20 protein-coding genes are annotated in these 20011 nt (G+C 73.1%); 6 read left to right on the top strand and 14 right to left on the bottom strand.

Going from position 1 to position 20011, the window contains the following annotated elements; genetic code table 11:
- Positions 1-414: 414 nt before the first annotated feature.
- From ACZ6Z8_RS31720 to ACZ6Z8_RS31730, 3 genes are all read right to left on the bottom strand, one after another.
- Positions 415-1212, bottom strand: coding sequence for a DUF3710 domain-containing protein (locus tag ACZ6Z8_RS31720; RefSeq protein ID WP_465613489.1), 798 nt, complete (start codon positions 1210-1212; stop codon positions 415-417).
- Between the two features lie 69 nt (positions 1213-1281).
- Positions 1282-1749: a dUTP diphosphatase gene (gene dut / locus ACZ6Z8_RS31725; RefSeq protein ID WP_465613490.1), complete on the bottom strand. Its 468-nt coding sequence runs from the start codon at positions 1747-1749 to the stop codon at positions 1282-1284.
- Entirely contained in the window at positions 1746-2324 is a 579-nt protein-coding gene (locus tag ACZ6Z8_RS31730) for a PaaI family thioesterase (RefSeq protein WP_030285483.1), read from the bottom strand. Before ACZ6Z8_RS31730 ends, dut begins: the two co-directional genes overlap by 4 nt.
- A 135-nt stretch (positions 2325-2459) precedes the next feature.
- Between ACZ6Z8_RS31730 and ACZ6Z8_RS31735 the strand changes: the two genes are divergently transcribed.
- Complete coding sequence (locus tag ACZ6Z8_RS31735) at positions 2460-2909, top strand: DUF3093 domain-containing protein (RefSeq protein ID WP_465613491.1); 450 nt, start codon at positions 2460-2462, stop codon at positions 2907-2909.
- A gap of 230 nt (positions 2910-3139) precedes the next feature.
- Here the strand turns inward: ACZ6Z8_RS31735 and ACZ6Z8_RS31740 are convergent, their stop codons facing one another.
- From ACZ6Z8_RS31740 to ACZ6Z8_RS31755, 4 genes are all read right to left on the bottom strand, one after another.
- Positions 3140-3439 (bottom strand): DUF4193 domain-containing protein, encoded by a 300-nt coding sequence (locus ACZ6Z8_RS31740; RefSeq protein WP_030285479.1) that lies wholly within the window; start codon positions 3437-3439, stop codon positions 3140-3142.
- Positions 3440-3944: 505 nt separating this feature from the next.
- A complete protein-coding gene (locus tag ACZ6Z8_RS31745) occupies positions 3945-4928 on the bottom strand; it encodes an acyl-ACP desaturase (RefSeq protein ID WP_465613492.1) in 984 nt (327 codons plus the stop codon).
- Positions 4929-5195: 267 nt separating this feature from the next.
- A complete protein-coding gene (locus ACZ6Z8_RS31750; protein ID WP_465613493.1) occupies positions 5196-6515 on the bottom strand; it encodes a sensor histidine kinase in 1320 nt (439 codons plus the stop codon).
- Between the two features lie 113 nt (positions 6516-6628).
- A complete protein-coding gene (locus ACZ6Z8_RS31755) occupies positions 6629-7282 on the bottom strand; it encodes a response regulator transcription factor (RefSeq protein WP_030285473.1) in 654 nt (217 codons plus the stop codon).
- 443 nt (positions 7283-7725) lie between these two features.
- Between ACZ6Z8_RS31755 and ACZ6Z8_RS31760 the strand changes: the two genes are divergently transcribed.
- Positions 7726-7911 (top strand): hypothetical protein, encoded by a 186-nt coding sequence (locus tag ACZ6Z8_RS31760; RefSeq protein WP_030285471.1) that lies wholly within the window; start codon positions 7726-7728, stop codon positions 7909-7911.
- A gap of 131 nt (positions 7912-8042) precedes the next feature.
- Here the strand turns inward: ACZ6Z8_RS31760 and ACZ6Z8_RS31765 are convergent, their stop codons facing one another.
- Positions 8043-8861: an inositol monophosphatase family protein gene (locus ACZ6Z8_RS31765; RefSeq protein ID WP_465613494.1), complete on the bottom strand. Its 819-nt coding sequence runs from the start codon at positions 8859-8861 to the stop codon at positions 8043-8045.
- A gap of 18 nt (positions 8862-8879) precedes the next feature.
- Positions 8880-10022, bottom strand: coding sequence for a ferrochelatase (locus tag ACZ6Z8_RS31770; protein WP_465613495.1), 1143 nt, complete (start codon positions 10020-10022; stop codon positions 8880-8882).
- A 130-nt stretch (positions 10023-10152) separates the two neighbouring features.
- Between ACZ6Z8_RS31770 and ACZ6Z8_RS31775 the strand changes: the two genes are divergently transcribed.
- On the top strand, positions 10153-11415 hold the full coding sequence (locus ACZ6Z8_RS31775; RefSeq protein WP_465613496.1) for an MFS transporter: 1263 nt from the start codon (positions 10153-10155) through the stop codon (positions 11413-11415).
- Between the two features lie 157 nt (positions 11416-11572).
- Complete coding sequence (locus ACZ6Z8_RS31780; RefSeq protein ID WP_465613497.1) at positions 11573-12895, top strand: D-arabinono-1,4-lactone oxidase; 1323 nt, start codon at positions 11573-11575, stop codon at positions 12893-12895.
- 12 nt (positions 12896-12907) lie between these two features.
- On the opposite strand, the gene ACZ6Z8_RS31785 is transcribed toward ACZ6Z8_RS31780, so the two are convergent.
- Positions 12908-13780, bottom strand: coding sequence for a hypothetical protein (locus tag ACZ6Z8_RS31785; protein ID WP_465613498.1), 873 nt, complete (start codon positions 13778-13780; stop codon positions 12908-12910).
- Positions 13781-14296: 516 nt separating this feature from the next.
- On the opposite strand from ACZ6Z8_RS31785, the gene sepH reads away from it, so the two are divergent.
- Entirely contained in the window at positions 14297-15376 is a 1080-nt protein-coding gene (gene sepH, locus ACZ6Z8_RS31790; protein ID WP_465613499.1) for a septation protein SepH, read from the top strand.
- A 61-nt stretch (positions 15377-15437) separates the two neighbouring features.
- Here the strand turns inward: sepH and ACZ6Z8_RS31795 are convergent, their stop codons facing one another.
- On the bottom strand, positions 15438-16313 hold the full coding sequence (locus ACZ6Z8_RS31795; RefSeq protein ID WP_465613500.1) for a sulfurtransferase: 876 nt from the start codon (positions 16311-16313) through the stop codon (positions 15438-15440).
- Between the two features lie 231 nt (positions 16314-16544).
- Here ACZ6Z8_RS31795 and ACZ6Z8_RS31800 point away from each other — a divergent pair, with 231 nt between their 5' ends.
- Positions 16545-17288, top strand: a complete 744-nt coding sequence (locus ACZ6Z8_RS31800; RefSeq protein ID WP_465613564.1) for a VOC family protein — start codon at positions 16545-16547, stop codon at positions 17286-17288.
- Between the two features lie 42 nt (positions 17289-17330).
- Here ACZ6Z8_RS31800 and ACZ6Z8_RS31805 read toward each other — a convergent pair whose 3' ends face one another.
- The 3 genes from ACZ6Z8_RS31805 to ACZ6Z8_RS31815 all read right to left on the bottom strand — a co-directional run bounded on the left by ACZ6Z8_RS31805 (position 17331) and on the right by ACZ6Z8_RS31815 (position 19930).
- Positions 17331-17987 (bottom strand): thymidine kinase, encoded by a 657-nt coding sequence (locus ACZ6Z8_RS31805; protein ID WP_465613501.1) that lies wholly within the window; start codon positions 17985-17987, stop codon positions 17331-17333.
- Positions 17988-18048: 61 nt separating this feature from the next.
- Positions 18049-19236, bottom strand: a complete 1188-nt coding sequence (locus tag ACZ6Z8_RS31810; protein ID WP_465613502.1) for an alkaline phosphatase family protein — start codon at positions 19234-19236, stop codon at positions 18049-18051.
- A 94-nt stretch (positions 19237-19330) separates the two neighbouring features.
- Positions 19331-19930 carry a DUF5998 family protein gene (locus tag ACZ6Z8_RS31815; RefSeq protein ID WP_465613503.1) on the bottom strand — a complete coding sequence of 200 codons (600 nt, stop codon included), beginning with the start codon at positions 19928-19930 and terminating at the stop codon, positions 19331-19333.
- Positions 19931-20011 lie beyond the last annotated feature (81 nt).

A 20011-nucleotide genomic window follows, 5' to 3' on the forward strand; every position in this document is an offset into this window, starting at 1 on the left:
GACACCCGCGTTGAGCGGCACGGCAACCACCGGAATAGGGCGGCCCCGCGCACTGCGTCCTCGCTAGTGTTATTTCAAAAGGAATCTCCAACCCCGATCATGCGATCGAGGCCGGGGATGTCAACATATCTGGCGTTGACTTTTGGCACGCTGTTGAGTTCTCAAGGAACGGACGCTTCCTTCGGGCCGCCTTCCAGCGGGCCCTCCGGGCGCTTCGTTCTTTCGTGTTTCCAGCTTATCAGATGTTTTCCGCTCCGTTTCCGGAGTTTCATTCATCGGATTCGCTTTCCGCTTTGTCGCCCCGGTCTCCCGCGGCGACTCCGGAACTGTACGGGCACCGGCCCGCCACATGCAAATCGCCTCCGCCCGGGGTCCCGGACGGAGGCGATGCGGACGCACGGTGAACGAGCCGGGTCAGCGGACCTCGGTGATCTCCGGGCCGCGGGCGAACGGGTCGAGCGAGCCGTAGCGGCCCTCGCCCTCGCCGGCGGTGGCAGCAGCCCCGCCACCGTCGGCGACCATCTGGGCGTCCTCGGGAAGCTTCAGCACGATCGGGTCGCGCGGAGCCATCGGGCTCTCGCCACGCACGACGACGGTCTGCCGGAAGACCTGCTCCAGGATGCCGGCCATCTCGGGCTGCACGGCGGCCTGGCCCGAGATCACACCGCGCAGGAACCAGCGCGGGCCGTCGCACCCGACGAAGCGCACCAGCTGCACGCCCTGGGTGCCGTCCGGGAGCTGCACGGGGACCTGGGCGCGGAGGTGCCAGCCGAGCGGGCCCTCCTCCTCCTCGACGAGGCCGCCCTGCGAGGTGATGCCGTTGGCGATCTCCTCGCGAACCTCTCCCCAGATGCCCTCCGACTTCGGGGCCGCGAAGGCCTGGAGCTGGATGGCGCTGTTGCCGAGCACGAGGGTCGCCGCGACGATCGCGTCACCCGCGACCTCGACGCGCAGCTCCATTCCCTCGACGCCGGGGACCAGCAGACCCCCGAGGTCGACTCGTCCCTCCTCCGGGGTCTCCAGCTCACTGTGGTCCCACGGGCCGTCCGGCCGCGGGGCCGGCGGCAGGCCGACCCTGTCGGCCGGGTCCAGCTCGGTCACGTTCTCGCTCTCGGCGGAACCTTCGACGTCATCGGCCGGCTCGTCGGCGCTGATGGCGTCGTCGGCGAGCTGCTCGACAGCGTCCTCGCTCTTCTGGCGACGACGGAACACGGTCACTGTCCTTCCCGGTCCAAGACCGATGCGAATACCTGCTCGGCTTCCTGCGAGGCCGCGGGAATGCTAGACCGCGGCGTGGCCACCGGTCGACCCGAACCCGCCCGCGGCGCGTGCCGACCCGGGCAGCTCGGCCACCTCGTGGAAGCGGGCCCTCTCGACCTGCTGGATGACCAGCTGGGCGATCCGGTCCCCTCGGCGGAAGCTGACCCCCTCGCGCGGGTCCAGATTGACGACGATCACCTTGATCTCTCCACGGTACCCGGCATCGACCGTCCCCGGGGCGTTCACAAGGGCAACTCCGCAACGAGCTGCCAGCCCGGAGCGGGGGTGGACGAAGGCCGCGTAGCCGTCCGGGAGCGCGATGGCGACGCCGGTGGGGAGCACCGCCCGCTCGCCGGGGGCCAGCTCGGCGTCGACCGTGGTCCGCAGGTCGGCGCCGGCGTCCCCGGGCTGCGCGTACTCGGGCAGCGGCAGCTCGGGGTCGATGCGCGTGATCAGGACGTCCAGCTGCGGGCGGGGGGTCTCGCTCAAGGGTTCACCTCAAAGGCTCGTGCGCGCTTCATCAGATCAGGGTCGTCGAGGACCTTCTCGATGTCCTCGGGACGACCGTGCGTGGTGAAGTGTTCCAGCTTCACCTGGACGAAGAGCGCCTGAGCCCGCACGGCGACCGGTCCGTCCGGCCCGCCGATCCGCGCCTCGGCGGCGCTGTAGATCTTGCGGCCGTGCACCCCGGTGATCCAGGCGCGCAGGTGCAGCACCGAGTCGACGGGCACCGGGCTGAGGAAGTCGGTCTCCAGCCGGCCGGTCACGGCGGGCGCGTGCAGCAGCCAGTTGAGCGTGCCGAGGGTCTCGTCCATCGCCGTCGTGAGCAGCCCGCCGTGCGCCAGCCCGGGGCCGCCCTGGTGGACGTCCCGGACGGTGAGCTCGGCCGTGACGTCCAGGCCCTCGCCCGCGACCGCGTCGATCCGCAGACCGCCGGGGTGCTGCGGACCGCAGCCGAAGCAGTGCTCGTAGTGGGAGCCGAGGCGGGTGCCGGGGGCGGGCGCCTGGGGATGGCGCTCGGGGATCACGGCGTCCGGGGGCGGCGTGGTCGGGGTCGGCGGCAACGCGGGCGCCGACCGGACGGTGGGGGTGGTGGGGGTGGTCGTACCGGTCACGGCCCGCAGCCTACCCAGGGGTAGCAAGGCCTCCGGTGGGGGTGGCGTCCCGCGCCGGGCGTCAGGGCGCCCACAATGGAGGGCATGTACGACGAACGCCTCACGGTGCCGCGCTCCTGGTGGCTGCTCCCGGTCGCAGTGGGCCTGACCCTCGCACTGATCCTGATCCGGGTCAGCGGTCCGGCCGCCCTGGTCGGCCTGGTGGTCGGCATCGCCGCCGGCGCGGTGGCGATCAGCAGCTACGGCTCGGCCCGGATCCGCGTGGTGCAGGGCTCGCTGGTGGCCGGACCGGCCCGCATCCCGGTGGACGCGCTGGGCGCCGCGCAGGCGCTGAGCCCCGCCGAGGCTGCGGCCTGGCGCGGTCCGAAGGCCGATCCCCGCGCCTTCATGCTGCTGCGCAGCTACGTCCCGACCGCGCTGCGGGTCGAGGTGAGCGACCCGGCCGACCCGACGCCCTACCTCTATCTGTCGACCCGCTCGCCGATGAAGCTGGCCGAGGCGCTGGAGGAGGCCCGGCGCGGCGCCCGGACCTGACAGGCCCACCACGAGGGCCCCGGAAAGACCGAGAGGGACGGTTCCGCTGCTGCGGGACCGTCCCTACGACTTTGTCCTGGCCGGCGCGCGGCCGACCGACTCCGTCCTCCCGGGTCCGCCCTTCCGGACGGTCCGCGGACCTGCCGTCCGGCCCCGCTGCCCGGGGCCGGAAGGAGCGTTGTGCCGGTCCCGCGGGAGCCACGGGTTCCTGGCGCTGTCCGCTGCGGTGCTCAGGCGCCGCAGTCCCGGCAGATCGGGTTGCCGTTCTTCTCGCTGTACAGCTGGCTGCGGTGGTGGACCAGGAAGCAGCTCATGCAGGTGAACTCGTCGGCCTGCTTGGGCAGCACCCGAACCGCGAGCTCCTCGTTCGAGAGGTCGGCGCCGGGGAGCTCCATGCCCTCGGCGGCGTCGAACTCGTCGACGTCGACCGAGCTGCCGCCCTTGTCGTTCCGACGAGCCTTGAGCTCCTCGATGCTGTCCTCGTTGAGCTCGTCGTCGGTCTTGCGTGGGGTGTCGTAGTCGGTTGCCATTTTTCGCTCTCCCCCTCCGGGTTGTGCGGTGTGTGCGGTATCTCCAGCGCACGTAACGCATGGGGGGTCGGTCTTGTGCCCGACCCGAGGCGGAGATTTTGCCTTACTTCAAGCCCTGTTACTCAATCGACACTCAGCCAGGGCTCCGTTGGGGTGATCCCGCAGGGCGCGGAGGGCCTCACGCTGGGCCATCGCCGACTCGCCGAACGACCGTCCTTCCAGCGACTCACAGTGAGCGGAAGCCTTAGCGGCGTCCGGGAAATCCCTTGCCCACCAGGGATGACGACCAACCCCGCGGTTCGTCGGCGGTCCGGATTCCGGTCACGGACGGCGATCGGCGCCCCTGACGAGGTGATCACTCTCCGGCGTTGGCCGACATCGCGGAGCGACACGGTGTGACCTTGGTCACGTTCAGAATCTTCCGGGACAAAACCCGGAAAATCCACCCACTCCACCCCCTCGGTCAGGGGGCGCGACCGATCTGCGGGAGCGCCCCCGAGGACCGCTAGCCGGCGTTGCGGCGGGCCTCCCGGCGCGCCAGCAACGCGGCCTGGCGCTCCTCGAACTTGCGCGCCTGGAAGTCCAGGCCGTCCAGGAAGACGCCCAGCTCGTTCTGCGCCAGCTGGCCCTCGGGGCCCAGGCCGCCGAACTCCATCACCTTCAGGTGGCGCAGCACCGGCTGCAGCACGTCGTCGTGGTGGATGCGCAGGTTGTAGACCCCGCCGAGGGCGATCTGCGCGGCGGCGCGCTCGAAACCGGGGATGCCGTGGCCCGGCATCCGGAAGTTCGTGACCACGTCGGCGATGGCGCGCATGGCCTGGTCCGGGGCGATCTCCAGGGCGGCCTTCAGCAGGTTCCGGTAGAAGACCATGTGCAGGTTCTCGTCGTTGGCGATCTTCGCCAGCAGCTGGTCGCACAGCGGGTCGCCGGCGTACTTGCCGGTGTTGCGGTGCGAGATGCGGGTGGCGAGCTCCTGGAAGGCCACGTACGCGACCGAGTGCAGCATGCTGTGCGAGTTGTCGGACTCGAAGCCCTCGGACATGTGCGACATCCGGGCCCGCTCCAGCTCGACCGGGTCGACGGCCCGGGTGGCGAGCAGGAAGTCGCGGATGGCTATCCCGTGCCGGCCCTCCTCGGCGGTCCAGCGGTGCACCCAGGTGCCCCAGGCGCCCTCGCGGCCGAACATGGTCGCGATCTCGTGGTGGTAGCTGGGGAGGTTGTCCTCGGTCAGCAGGTTGACCACCAGCGACACCCGGCCGAGCGGGGTCACCTGCGACTGCTGGACGTTCCACGCCTCGCCGCCCAGCACGCCGTCGAAGTCACGGCCCTGGCTCCACGGCACGAACTCGTGGGGCATCCACTCCTTGGCCACGCCGAGGTGGCGGTTGAGCTCCTGCTCCACGACCTCTTCGAGGGCCAGGATCAGTCGCGTGTCGGTCCAGCCGCTCGATCCGAGCGAGGGGCTGCTCTGCACAGGGGCGATGGTCACGGTCGTGCTCCTGGGGGACGGGATACGCGCGGGACGGGCGCGTGGGGCGGGCAACCGTCGCGCGGAGCTGTCGACGGGCGGACCGGCAGGCGCACTTACGGTTGCGTAGGTTACGACACCGTAAGTTGCCCGGGCCGGAAATGACAAGCCGCCCCCGCCAGGCCTTATGTCGTCTTGACAGGCCTGCCGGGGGCGGCTGGAAACGGTTGCCCACGGAACGCGTCGCCGTCCGGGGCCGTTACGGCGCGGAACGGCGCAGAGGGGCCGCTACGGCGAGGGGATCCGCACCCGCATGGTGAGTCCTCCCCCGGCGCGCGGGGTGGCCTCGATGGTGCCGCCGTGGGCGCGCACGACCGAGCGGACGATGGACAGGCCCAGTCCGACCCCCTTGTCGCTGCGGGTGCGGTCCGCTCCCTTGATCCGGCGGAACGGCTCGAAGATGTGCTCCAGCTCGTAGCCGGGCACCACCGGGCCGGTGTTGGAGACCACCAGCTCGCCGCCGCCCGGCACCGTGGCGGTGGCCAGCTCGACCCAGCCGCCCGAGGTGTTGTAGCGGACGGCGTTCTGCAGCAGGTTCAGCGCGAGCCGCTCCAGCAGCACGCCGTTGCCCGCGACCACCGCCGGGGCGAGCTTGGAACGCAGCTCGACCTCGCGCTTGTCGGCCTCGCCCCGGGTCTGCTCCAGCGCCCGGGTGGCCACCTCGGACAGCTCCACCGCACGGCGGTCGGTCAGCTCGTTCTCGCTGCGGGCCAGCAGCAGCAGGCCCTCGACCAGCTGCTCGCTGCGCTCGTTGGTGGCCAGCAGGGTCTTGCCGAGCTGCTGGAGGTCGGGGGAGGCGGCCGGGTCGGAGAGCTGGACCTCCAGCAGGGTGCGGTTGATCGCGAGCGGGGTGCGCAGCTCGTGCGAGGCGTTGGCGACGAAGCGGCGCTGGGAGTCGAAGGAGCGGTCCAGCCGGTCCAGCATGTCGTCGAAGGTGTCGGCGAGCTCCTTGAGTTCGTCGTCGGGCCCGTCCAGCTCGATCCGGCGGTGCAGGTCGGAGGAGGCGACGTCCCGGGCGGTGCGGGTGATCCGGCCGAGCGGGCGCAGCACCCGGCCGGCCATCGCGTAGCCGGCCGCGAAGGCGATCACGGCGAGGCAGACCAGGACGGTGAGCGACTTGCGGAGCAGCGCGTTGAGGGCGGCGCCGGAAGCCGCCTCGTGCCGGCTGGCGAGCAGCGCGTTGAGCTGGTCGCTGGACATCTGGGTGCCGTTGACCATGAAGTTGGACGAGACGCCGTTGGGGGTGACCACGGTGAAGTTGATCTGCGGCGGCGCGACGTAGTCCAGGGCCTGCCGGACGAAGAAGTACATCAGCAGCAGCAGCAGCACGCCGGCCATCAGGAACATCCCGCCGTACAGCAGGGTGAGCCGCATCCGGATCGTCGGGCGGAACGGCAGCCAGGCGAGCAGCCCGTCACCGGGCACGTAGGTCTCCTGCTGGCCCTCTCGGGGCGCACGGGGCGGGTGCACGGGCTTGGGCGGTACGGCACGCGGGCCGCCGGCGGGCGCGCCGGAGGGCCCGCCGGCCGGACGCGGCGGGGTGGTCATGATGGTCCTCTCGGGGCGTCCGCCGGGGCGGGCGCTGGTACGGCGGGGATCCTCTGGGGGGCGGATCCCGGGGGATGGATTCCGTGGGGGCGGATTCCAGGGGCGGATTCCGGTCAGATCCGGTAGCCGGAACCGGGCACGGTGACGATCACCGGCGGGTCGCCGAGCTTGCGGCGCAGCGTCATCACGGTGACCCGCACGACGTTGGTGAAGGGGTCGGTGTGCTCGTCCCAGGCCTTCTCCAGGAGCTGCTCGGCGGAGACGACCGCGCCGCCGGCCCGCATCAGCACCTCCAGGACGGCGAACTCCTTGGGGGCGAGCTGGACGGTGCGGCCCTCGCGGATCACCTCGCGCCGGCCGGGGTCGAGCGAGATGCCGGCCCGTTCCAGCACCGGAGGCAGTGGGATGGTCGCGCGGCGGCCCAGCGCCCTCACCCGGGCCACGAGTTCGCTGAAGGCGAACGGCTTCGGAAGGTAGTCGTCGGCGCCGATCTCCAGGCCCTCGACCCGGTCGCTGATGTCGCCGGAGGCGGTCAGCATGATCACCCGGGTCGCCAGGCCCTGTTCGACCACCTTGCGGCACACGTCGTCGCCGTGCACCAGTGGGAGGTCGCGGTCCAGGACCACGACGTCGTAGTCGTTGACCGCGATGCGCTGGAGCGCGGCCTCCCCGTCGTACACCACGTCGACGGCCATCGCCTCGCGGCGCAGGCCGGTCGCGACGGCCTCGGCAAGCAGCTGCTCGTCCTCGACGACGAGAACCCGCACGGTCGTTGTCCCTTCTCCAGGCCGGCCCCGGAAGCGGACGCACGGCTCCGACGGTGCCTCCATCCTGCCTGGTCCTGCGGTAAAGCAGCGATAAGCTGCCCCTCGGGCAGGGAACCCGAGGCCGCGGCGGTGACCGTTCGTGCCGGGAACGCTCCGCTTGGACCGTGACAGCGGCAACTTTCTTCAGTCCGGAGGTTTCCGGGCCCCCGGGGCGGGGAGGACAGCTGCACACCCGCGATCTGGCTGACGGCCGATCGCACCCACCCGCCGTGCGTTCATCCGCGCCGGCCCTGGGGTTGGGGCGTCACCGGGAGCGGCCGAAGGCCGTCTCCGCGCTCGACCGGAGATCCACCACCTGTCGGACCGGGCGCATTCACCGGCTGGACCCTCCTCGGGGCGGAGAGCGCACGACCGTGCACGTCCGACACAGTAAGGGGGCCCGTATGGACGCCTTCAAGGCCGGAATCCTGCAGCGCATAGCCAACGCCGAGCAGGACCTGCACCGCGCGATCGAGGCCGGGGACGAGTTCCTCGCCGAGGTGGAGCAGTCCGAGCTGGACGATCTCCGTCGTCTCGCCGCCGAGCACGGTGTGGACACCGTGCTGGACCGCCACCGCACCGCCGCCTGACCCGACGCCGGTTTCCGGCACCAGCGGCCCTGCGGGGGCCGTGCGAAACCCCAGGCCCTGGCATCCCCCGTGTGCCAGGGCTCTTCGCTTGTCCGGGGCCGGGTCCGGGGGCCCGATCGGCGCTGCGCGCCTCAGTCCGCCCAGGCGCGCAGCGCGGCCAGCCGCTCCTGCAGCGGTTCGTACACTCCCGGGGCGGCGGCCACGGTCAGCTCGCCGTCCGGGCCGTGCCCGGGGCGGCCGCCGACCAGGGCGCCGGCCTCGGTGGCGATCAGGCAGCCGGCCGCCCGGTCCCAGGGGGCGAGGCCGCGCTCGTAGTAGCCGTCCAGCCGTCCGGCGGCCACGTCGCACAGGTCCACCGCGGCCGCGCCGCCCCGGCGGACGTCCCGCACCTCGGGCATCAGCGCCAGCAGCACCTCGGCCTGGCGCACCCGCACCGGCTGGACGTAGTTGAAGCCGGTGGCGATCAGCGCCTGGCCCCAGGGCGGGGCCGGGCGGGCCGAGACCGGCCGGCCGTCGAGGCGGGCGCCGCGGCCCAACACGGCGTGGAACAGCTCGCCGCGCGCGGGGGCGTACACCACCCCGACGGCGGCCCGGCCGTCCACCTCGGCGGCCACGCTGACCGCCCAGGAGGGCAGCCCGTACAGGTAGTTCACCGTGCCGTCGAGCGGGTCGACGACCCAGCGCACCCCGCTGGTGCCGGGGCGCTCGGCCCCCTCCTCGCCGAGGTAGCCGTCCTCGGGGCGGCGGTCGGCGATCAGCTCCACGATGAGCTTCTCGGAGGCGAGGTCCATCTCGGTGACCACGTCGACGGGGCTGCTCTTGGTGCCGGCCACGCCGAGGTCGGCGGGGCGGCCGTCGCGCAGCAGGGCGCCGGCCTGCCGGGCCGCGTCCAGGGCGACGTCCAGCAGGTCGTCGAGCAGTCCGTCGGCGGGCGGGGCGGGGGTGGGCACGGGGTTCTCCTCCTGGTATCAGCGCTCGGCGGCGGCCGGGCGGGGGGCGCGCGGGTTGGGGCAGCAGGCCACCGCGCACACGTCGTGGCTGGGGCCGAGGGCGCCGAGGGCGCAGCGGGTCACGCCCTCGCCGCGTTCGGTGGCGGCCCGCTCCAGGACGAGCTCGCGAACCGCGGCGGTGAACCGCGGATCGGCGCCGACGGTGGCCGCCCGGGCGACCGGCAGACCGAGTTCGGCGGCCTTGGCGGCGGCCTCGGTGTCGAGGTCGTACTTGACCTCCATGTGGTCGGAGACGAAGCCGATCGGGACCATCACCACGGCCGGCGCGCCGTCGGCGTGCTGCGCCTCCAGGTGGTCGCAGATGTCCGGCTCCAGCCACGGGATGTGCGGGGCGCCGCTGCGGCTCTGGAACACCAGCTCCCACGGCCGGTCCTCCACGCCGGTGCGCTCGGCGACGGCCGAGGCGATCAGCCGGGCCACCTCCAGGTGCTGGGCGACGTACGCGCCGCCGGGCGTGCCGCGGGCCGGGTCGTCCGGGGCGCCGGAGGTCTCGGCCATCGCCTCCGGGATGGAGTGGGTGGTGAAGGCCAGCCGGGCGCCGGGCCGGACGGCCTCGGGCAGTTCGGCCAGGGCGGCGACGGTGGCGTCGATCATCGGCTCGACGAAGCCGGGGTGGTTGTAGAAGTGCCGCAGCTTGTCGACGGTCAGCGCGGGGCGGCCCTCCTCGGCGAGGACGGCCAGCGCGTCGGCCAGGTTCTCCCGGTACTGGCGGCAGCCCGAGTACCCGGCGTAGGCGCTGGTGGCGAGCACCGCGATCCGGCGGCGGCCGTCCGCGGCCATCTCCCGCAGGGTGTCCACCAGGTAGGGGGCCCAGTTCCGGTTGCCCCAGTAGACCGGCAGGTCCAGCCCGTGCTCGGCGAAGTCCTTGCGCAGGGCGGTCAGCAGCTCGCGGTTCTGCTCGTTGATCGGGCTGACCCCGCCGAACAGGAAGTAGTGCCTGCCCACCTCCTTGAGCCGTTCCCTGGGGATGCCGCGGCCCCGGGTGACGTTCTCCAGGAACGGGACGACGTCCTCCGGGGCCTCGGGGCCGCCGAAGGAGAGGAGCAGCAGGGCGTCGTACGGGGCGGCGCCGGAGGAGGAGGGTTTGCGCGCGTCGGACATGGGACCGATCCTGCCACTGAGGGGCCGGGGGCCGGCGCCGGGGCTGCGTGGGTGTCCGGAAATTACCGTTTGCCAACGTACGTAAGCTGTGTTCACCAGCCTTGTTCCTTACCCCCCGCCCGGAGCTCCCGTGCTGTCCAGCTACCGCCGAATATTCGCCGCGCCCGGCACCGTGGCCTTCTCCTCCACCGGCTTCGTGTCCCGACTGCCGATCTCCATGACCGGCATCGGCATCGTGACCATGCTGTCCCAGCTGCGCGGCTCGTACGGCGTGGCCGGCCTGGTCTCGGCGACCCTGGCGGTCTCCGCGGCGATCCTCGGGCCCCAGGTCTCCCGGCTGGTGGACCGGCTCGGCCAGGCGAAGATCATCGTCCCCGCCATGGCGCTCACCGTCGGCTCCGTCGTCGGCCTGCTGCTCTGCGCCCGGCTCAACGCCCCGGACTGGACGCTGTTCGTCTTCGCCGCCGGCATGGGCGTCATGCCGAGCACCGGCGCGATGGTCCGCGCCCGCTGGGCGCACCTCTACCGCGAGGACGCCGGCAAGCTCCACACCGCCTACTCCTTCGAGGCCGTCGTCGACGAGGTCTGCTTCATCGTCGGCCCGATCCTCTCCATCGGCCTGGCCACCTCCGTCTTCCCCGAGGCCGGCGTGCTGCTCGCCGGGATCTTCCTCGCCGTGGGCGTGCTCCTGTTCGCCGGGCAGCGCTCCACCGAGCCGCCGGTCCACGAGACCGCCCGGCACGAGGGGAGCTCGGTCATCCTCAACCGCGGCCTGCAGGTGCTGATCCTCACCTTCGTCGCCACCGGCACGATCTTCGGCTCGGTCGAGGTGGTCACCGTCGCCTACGCCGAGGCCCAGGGGCACAAGTCGGTCTCCAGCGTGATCCTCGCCCTGTGGGCGGTCGGCTCCTGCCTCGCCGGAGTGGTGTTCGGCGCCCTCAAGCCGACCGGCTCGATGGCCCTGCGCTTCTTCCTCGGTGTGCTGTTCATGGCGCTCAGCATGGTGCCGCTGCTGCTGGTCGCCCACACGGTGAACGGCATCGGCGGGCTGGCCGCGGTCGGCGCCGCACTGCTGGTCGCCGGGATCGCCATCTCCCCCACCCTGATCACCGCGATGGCGCTGGTCGAACGGCTCGTCCCGGCCTCCCAGCTCACCGAGGGCATGACCTGGACCACCACCGGGCTCGCCCTCGGCGTCGCGGTCGGCTCCTCCGCCGCCGGCTGGGTCGTCGACGGCTCCGGCGCCGCCGCGGGCTACACCGTGCCGCTGGCCGCCGGTCTGCTCGGAGTCCTCGCCGCCCTGGCCGGCCTCGGCCGCCTGCGCGCCGGACTCACCACCGAGCAGCCCGCCGAGGTGGCCGCCGGAGCGGCCTCCGAATCCTCCGCCGGATAGGCCGGTCGACCCGTAGACGCCGAACGGTGAACTGACTAATCTCTCGCCCTACCCACGGCTCTACCCGTGGGTAGGACCGGTCTCCCCGGGCCCTGAGGGCGGCCCCGCCGCCCCTGACGCGCCGACCCCGTTCGGCCACGGAGCAGGAGGCAGCGCAATGCCCCAGGCCAGCACCGCGACCCGCACCCGGTGGACCAACTGGGCCGGCAACCAGAGCGCCCACCCGGCCCGCACCGCCACCCCCGGCACCGCGGAGGAACTGGCCAAGGAGATCCTGCGCGCCGCCGAACAGGGCCGCAGCGTCAAGGCCGCCGGCTCCGGGCACTCCTTCACCGCGATCGCCTCACCCGGCGACGGCCTGCTGGTCCGCCCCCACGCGCTCACCGCCGTCCGCGAGATCGACCGCGAGGCCGGCACCGTCACCGTCGAGTCCGGCCTCCCGCTGAGCCGCCTCAACCGGCTCCTCGCCGCCGAGGGCCTCTCCCTCACCAACATGGGCGACATCGAGGTCCAGACCGTCGCCGGCGCCACCAGCACCGGAACCCACGGCACCGGCCGCGACTCCGGCTCCCTCGCCGCCCAGATCCGCGCCCTGGAGATCGTCCTCGCCGACGGCACCGTCCGGCGCTGCTCCCCCACCGAAAACCCTCGGCTCTTCCAGGGCGCCCGGCTCGGCCTCGGCGCCCTCGGCGTGATCACCGCCCTCACCTTCGGCGTCGAACCGGCCTTCCTGCTCACCGCGCACGAGCAGCCGATGGGCTTCGACGAGGTGCTGGAACGCCTCGACGACCTCACCGCCGTCAACGAGCACTTCGAGTTCTACTGGTTCCCCCACACCGACCGCTGCTCCACCAAGCGCAACAACCGCAGCCAGGGGCCGGCCGCCCCGCTGCCCCGGTTCAAGGGCTGGCTGGAGGACGACTTCCTCTCCAACACCGTCTGGGAGGGCGCCTGCCGGGTCGGCCGCCGCTTCCCCGGCGCCGTCCCCGCCATCGCCTCGCTCGCCAGCCGCGCCTGGTCCGACCGCAGCTACACCGACACCTCCCACAAGGTGTTCACCAGCCCGCGCAGGGTCCGCTTCGTGGAGATGGAGTACGCCGTCCCGCGCGCGGCCGTCGCCGAGGTGCTGCGCGAACTGAAGGCCCTGGTCGAACGCTCCGACTGGAAGGTCAGCTTCCCGGTCGAGGTGCGCTTCGCCCCCGCCGACGACCTCTGGCTGTCCACCGCCTCCGGCCGGGACAGCGCCTACATCGCCGTCCACCTCTACCGGGGCACCCGCGACCAGGGCTACTTCACCGGCGTGGAACAGCTGATGACCGCCCATCAGGGCCGCCCCCACTGGGGCAAGCTGCACACCCGCGACGCCGAGTACCTGGCCGGCGTCTACCCGCACTTCGGCGACTTCACGGCGCTGCGCGACGAGGTCGACCCGCAGCGCCTCTTCGGCAACGACTACCTGCGGCGCGTGCTGGGGGCCTAGGCCGGACCCGCCCTAACTCCCCGGGGTACCGGCGGCGGGCGGCGCGGTCGCCGGCGCCCGCGCCGGGACGTCGCCGGGCACCGGCGGGCGCGACGTGGGCCCGCCCGTCGGACCGGTGCCGCCACCCGCCGACGGGGAGGCACCGGCCGAGGGGGTCGCGCTCGGGACGGCCGAGGGGGAGGCCGCGCCGCCGTGCTCCCCGGCGCCGCCGCTCGGCGTCGGGCCCGGCTCCCGGCTCGGCCGGGTGGTCGCCGGGGCCGAGGCGCCGCCGGAGGGCGTGGCCGCCGGGCCCCGCCCGCCGCCCCCGGTGGCCGGCCGGTCCGCCGGGGCGTCCTGCGGCGTGGACGACCTGGGCTTCACCGCGCCGCCGAAGGACGTCCCCTTGCCGGACTCGCCCTGCACCGTCGCCGCCACCGGCCGGCCGGTGGCCAGCTCGAACGCCAGGATCGGCGTCATCGCCAGCACGAACACCAGCCCGGACACCGCCGCGTAGGTCCGCCAGCCCCAGCGCCGGCGCGCCCGCACCACCTGCGGCTCGTTCCACTCCGAGGTGATCACCGGCGGACCGGCCGGCACCGGCTCGGCACGCTCCGGCTCCACCGGCACCTGGCGCAGGGAGTTCAGGGTCCGGTTCGGCCCGCGGTCCGCCGCCTCGCGCAGCTGCTGGCCGGTCCGCCTGAACACGTGCTGGAACACCGCGCCGCCGGTGGTGGCCCCGATGCTGACCACCGCCGCGCCCATGATCGTGCCGTACACGCCGAGTTCGGAGGCGAGCAGCGCGCCCACCACCGCGGCCAGCGCACTCGCCGACACCTGAGCCACACTCAGATCGATCCGCTTGCGCTCCTCCTTGCCGCCCTCCTCGGCGGGGCTCCGCTCCGGCATCAACATCCCTCGGTCCGTACGACTCTTACTCGAACAAGCCACTCCATCTTGCCCAAAGAAGGACACAAGGGACGAAAATGCGGTTCTGCGCGCCCGGATTGTGTGAAGATGATCACCGTTCATCCGGTGGTGGTCCGCCATTGGGGGCGCGCGCTCTTGAGATTCCCGTGAATCGCGGGAGACTTGAGCGGCGAGCCGCCCCTCCGGATGCCACGAATGGAGTACTGTTCGTAAAGCCCGAGCCTTGGGTCGACTTGTCGACTGTGCCTACACCGACAGCTTGACGAAGAGCCACTGAACGGGCACGCACGGCGACGCCGGTCCCGGATCGTCGCGAACACTCCGCGTGCGAGACGGCCGGGACACCCAGGCGCGACGTCGACGCATGACGTGGCAAAAAGGCAACCGTGCCACATTGGTGTGCCCGGGCGTATGCCCGACACGCCGGGGAACTCAGCAAGGTTGTGGCCAGTCGCGAGTGGGCAGGCCACACTCAGTACGGGAGCAGCGACGCAGGTGACGTCGGCAGGCACCACCCGGGAGGTAACCGTGCCCGAACTGCGGGTTGTGGCCGTCAGCAACGACGGCACACGGCTGGTGCTCAAGGCTGCCGACAGCACGGAGTACACCCTCCCCATCGACGAGCGGCTGCGCGCCGCCATCCGCGGCGACCGGCCGCGCCTCGGCCAGATCGAGATCGAGGTCGAGAGCCACCTCCGCCCCCGGGACATCCAGGCGCGGATACGAGCCGGTGCCTCCGCCGAGGAGGTCGCCCAGGCCGCCGGCATCTCCGTCGACCGCGTCCGCCGCTTCGAGGGACCGGTCCTCGCCGAGCGCGCCTTCATGGCCGAACGCGCCCGCAAGACCGCCATCCGCCGCAACGGCGAGTCCCCCGGACCGCAGCTCGGCGAGGCCGTGGCCGAGCGGCTCGCGCTGCGCGGCGCCGAGAAGGACACCGAGCGCTGGGACTCCTGGCGGCGCGACGACGGCACCTGGGAGGTCATCCTCTCCTACCGTGCCGACGGCGAGGGCCGCAGCGCGTCCTGGACGTACGACCCGCCCCGGCGCCTGGTCCAGCCCAACGACGACGAGGCCCGCGCGCTGATCGGCGAGACGGTCGAGCGCGAGGAGGACTCGGTCTTCCCGTTCATCCCGCGGATCGCCCGGCTCCCCCAGGACCGGCCGCCCCGCCCGATGATCGACCGGCCCTCCGCCGACCGCATCATGTCGGCCCGCGAGGTCCGCGAGTCGCGGGAGGCCACCGCCGAGGGCCGGGACTCGCTGACCAGCCTGCTCGACGTGGTCCCCGCCTTCCGCGGCGACCTCGCCGTCGGCGGCCCCACCCCGATCGAACCGGTGCCCGCCGAGGTCGCCGAGGAGAGCGAGGAGCCGGCCGCGGCCGCCGCCCCGGCGGTCGGCGCGGGTTCGGCCTACGCCGACATCCTGATGCCGCGCGCCGTCGCCCCGCACCGCGAGCGCCTGGTCGGCACCACCGACCGGCAGGCCGAGGCGGACGGCGTCCGGCCCGGCCGCCGGGCCACCGTGCCCAGCTGGGACGAGATCGTCTTCGGCAGCCGGCGCAAGAAGCAGGAGTAGTCCCCGACGAACGTCGAAGGGGCGGGAGGCCCGGCCTCCCGCCCCTTCGACGCGTCCGGACTCAGCCCGGCCGGCCGGTCACCGCCACCGGGCGGCTCTCGTCGCTCGACCACTCGCTCCACGAGCCCGGGTACAGCGTGGCGTCCAGACCCGCGACCTCCATCGCCAGGATCTGGTGCGCCGCCGTCACGCCCGAACCGCAGTACACCGCGGCCCTGCGCTCCCCCGCGCCGAACGCCCGGAACCGGGCCAGCAGTTCGGCGGCCGGGCGGAACCGCCCGTCCGGGCGGACGTTCTCGGAGGTCGGCGCCGACACCGCGCCCGGAATGTGGCCGGCCCGCGGGTCCACCGGCTCGGTCTCGCCCCGGTAGCGCTCCCCCGACCGGGCGTCCAGCAGCAGATCGCCGCGCGCCCAGTCCGCGGCGCCGTCCGCGTCGACCGTCGGCAACTGCCCCGGCACCGGCTTGAAGTCGCCCTCCGCCGGCTCCGGCAGCTCCTGCGTCACCGGCAGCCCGGCCGCCTGCCAGGCGGCGAAACCGCCGTCCAGCACCCGGACGTCCCGGTGCCCGGCCCAGCGCAGCAGCCACCACGCCCGGGCCGCCGCCATCGAGGCCGCCCCGTCGTACACCACGACCGGCCGCCCGGCGCTCACCCCGAAGCCGCGCATCGCCGCACCGAACTGCTCCGGGTCCGGCAGCGGGTGGCGGCCGCCCCGGCCGGGGGCGCCGGGCGGGGCCGCGAGGTCCCGGTCCAGCTCGACGAAGTGGGCACCGGGCAGGTGCCCGGCCCGGTACTCCTCGGCCGCGGTCGGACCGCCCGGTGCGGCGCCGACCAACTGGTAGCGCACGTCCAGCAGTACCGGCGGACGCTCGGAGGCGAGCGCCTCCCCCAGTTCGGCCGCGGAGATCAGCGGGGAACCGTCGTTGAAGGTCGTCATGACGGCCATTGTCGCGCAGCGCGCCCTCGGGGCGAGAGCCCTGCGGTCCGCTGCGGGGTCCTGATCCGGCAGGAATCGGCAGGACACGCCCGAACAACCGCACTTTGTGCGCTCTTTGCCGGACTTTCCGCGCGGGTCGAGGGTTGGGCGCGCCCCAGAGTGGAAGCATCACCCTCGCGCCCGCGGATTTCCGTGCGCCAACCACCCGTGAGGAGGCCCGTATTGCCCGCGGTGGAACTCCGACTGGCCCAGGGCACGCCCTGCTGGGTCAGCCTGCTGACCCACGACCTGCCCGGTGCCCGCGCCTTCTACGGCGAACTGCTCGGCTGGACGTACTCCCCCGGGCCCGGCCAACTCGGCGCCTACGTCCGGGCCGAGCTCGACGGCGCACCCGTCGCCGGGCTCGGCGTCCCCACCGCCACCGGCTTCCCGGTGCAGTGGACCACCTACTTCGCCGTGGACGACGCCGACCGCACTACCCAACTGGTGCGCGAGTGCGGCGGAACCGTCGCGGTCGGCCCGCTGCAGGCCGAACGGGCCGGACGGATGGCCATCGCCTCCGACGTCTCCGGCGCCGTCTTCGGCCTCTGGCAGGGCGAGGAGCACCTCGGCCGGGAGGCCGGGACGGAACCCGGCGGTCCCGCCTGGGCCGAACTGCTCACCCCGGACGCCGACGGCGCCGCCGCCTTCTACGGCTCGGTGCTCGACCGGCCGGTGCGGCCCGCCGTCGGCGGCTCCGCCCTGCTGGTGCACGGGCGCCCGGTCGCGGGCATCCGCCACCACGCCGACCTGCGCGGCCACCCGCCGCGCTGGCGCACCCACTTCGCGGTCCGGAACGCGGCGCTGACCGCCCGTCACGCCGTCGAACTCGGCGGCCGCGTCCTGGTCGAACCGCACGACACCGACCGCGGCCGCGCCGCCCGGCTGGCCGACCCGCAGGGCGGGCACTTCTCGGTGCTCGAAGCCTCGGCCTAGCAACGGTTCCGTGAGCGGGGCCCGTCCTCCTGCGGACGGGCCCTACGCCTGCTGGTCCTCGAAGGGCAGCACGTCCGGGGAGAGCACCGAGACGCGCGCGGTCGCGGCGGTCAGTCGGCGGCGGTGGTGGCGGCGGCACAGCACCTCGTAGCCGATCTCGTCCTCGCTCACCGAGATGTCGCCGACCACCACCTGGGCGCCCTCGACCACCATCACCCCGCCGACCGTACGGGCGTTGTGGGTCGCCCGCGCGCCGCACCAGCACAGCGCCTCGACCTGCAGCACCTCCACCCGGTCGGCCAGCTCGATCAGCCGCTGCGAACCCGGGAACAGCCGGGTGCGGAAGTCGGTGGTGATGCCGAAGGTGTAGACGTCGATGTCCAGCTCGTCCACCACCCGGGCCAGTTGGTCGACCTGCTCGGCGGCGAAGAACTGGGCCTCGTCGCAGATCAGGTAGTCCACCCGGCCCCCGGCCGAGAGCCGGTGCACCACGTGCGCGTGGAAGTCGAAGTCGTCCGTCACCTCGACCGCGGCGGCCTGCAGACCCAGCCGGCTGGAGAGGGTGGCCGCGCCGGCCCGGTCGTTGCGGGTCAGGATGATGCCCTGCCGACCGCGCGCGGTGTGGTTGTGGTCCATCTGCAGCGCCAGCGTCGACTTGCCGCAGTCCATCGTGCCCGAGAAGAACACCAGTTCAGCCATGGGTGGGGCAAAGGCCTTTCACATCAGGGGGGTTCGGGCACAGGGAGGTCAAGGGTCCGGCTCAGCCCCGGACTTCGAGCAGCGGCACGAACTGCTCGACCGGCGTCATCGAGCCGTGCAGCCCGATCATCGCGGACTCGCCGGGCTCGTTGCGGGAGGCGATGACCGCGATGTCGTCGCGTGCCGCGGCGACCACGTCGCCGATCCGGCGGTACACCCGCTCGTCGACGGTCGGGCCGAACCAGCCCGCCGCGATCGCCTCGTCGCGAGAGGCCACCCACATCCGGTCGCCCAGCACCTCGCTCCAGACCGTGTGCACGTCGGCCGCGGCACCCGGCACGGCGTACACGTGCCGGGCCCGGCCCTCACCGCCGAGCAGGGCGACTCCCGCGCCGAGCTCCCAGTCCTCGTCGAAGTCGATCCGGTCCTCGGGCGCGATGTCGATCATGCCGTGGTCCGCGGTCACGTACATCGCCGAGCGCGGCGGCAGCTGCTCGGCCAGCCGGCGGGCCAGCCGGTCCACCGCGTCCAGCGTCATCCGCCACTCGTCGGAGTCCACGCCGAACCGGTGGCCCGCGCCGTCCAGCTCACTGACGTACGTGTACACCAGCGCCCGGTCGTGCTCGGCCAGCCAGGAGGCGGCCAGGTCCATCCGCTCCTCGCCGGTGGTGCGGCCCAGGAAGCTGCCGCCGGACAGCGCCACCCTGGTCAGCGGGGTCTGGGCGAACAGCGGGGAGGACACCTGGGCGGTCGCCACCCCGGCCCGGTGGGTCTGCTCGAAGACCGTCGGGTACGGCTGCCAGGCCTGCGGGTCGGTGTGCGGCTGCCAGCGCAGCTGGTTCATCAGGTAGTCGGCGCCCGGAACCGCCACCGTGTACCCGGCCAGGCCGTGCAGGCCCGGCGGCGTGCCGGTGCCGACCGAGGCCAGCGAGGTCGCCGTGGTGGACGGGAAGCCCGCGGTCAGCGGACGGCCGGTGCCGCCCATCGAGCTCCCGGCCAGCGAGGACAGGAACGGCGCGTACTCGGGGTGGCGCAGCAGCAGCTCCCAGCCCAGGCCGTCCACCAGGAACACCACCGCCCGGTCGGCCGGGGCGATGGGCAGCGTCGCGGTGAACCCGGGGACGCCCATGCCCGCCGCCACCGAGGGCAGCAGGTCGCAGAGCGAGCCGCTGCCGTACGGGGGCGCCGGGGCGGCGGCCGGGTCGAGGATCTCGAAGGCGTCGTAGCCGTCGGAGGGTGCGAAGGACATGGAACCGGATTCGTAGCGGTCGGAAAACGCGGGCGGGGGCGCGAAGGGGCACGCGGACGGAAGCGGCAGACGTCTGCCGGGGTTCGGCCTGCGCTCAGACCCGCGGGCCGTTGTCGATCGTCGCGTCGGACAGCGCCCGGGCGAACACCAGGGCCTGGGCCACCGTCTCCGGGCCGTCCCCGGCCTCGCTCACCCGCAGCGAGAGGTCGTCGGCCGTCGCCGAACCGGTGTAGCCGTGGTCGGCCTCGCAGTTCGGGTCCGAGCAGCCGGCCGGCTCCAGGTCCAGGCGCTGCACCGCGCCCCAGCCGATCGTCAGCACCACCTCGCGCGGCAGGGTGCCGGGCGTGTACGTCTCCGGGTTCGCCACCATCCGGCTCACCACGACCGAGCCGATCCGGTCCAGCCGGACGCTCTCCGTCGAGGTCGTCGCGAACGGCACCGCGGGGCTGCCGGCGTCACCGGACTGCTCGTCGGTGTGGCTCACCACGAACCGGGTCGGGGTCAGCACCAGCACCGTCACGTGCCGGCGCACCTCGTTGGAGTCGAAGGTCGTCTCCTGGTGCACCAGGTAGGAGCTGATCGGCTCCGGGCCCACCGCGGACTCCACCGCCTCGGACACCAGGGCCGGGTAGTAGCCGCTGCGCTCGATCGCCGAGCGCAGGTCCTGAGTGGTGGTGGTACCGGTCTTCGCCATAACTCCATCCTGGCATGGTCCGCCGACGAAGCGGGCGGCACGGCGCCGAGCTTCGGACATCAGCGCCAACGGGCAGGCGCA

It is taken from the genome of Kitasatospora sp. NPDC101108, assembly GCF_055584725.1.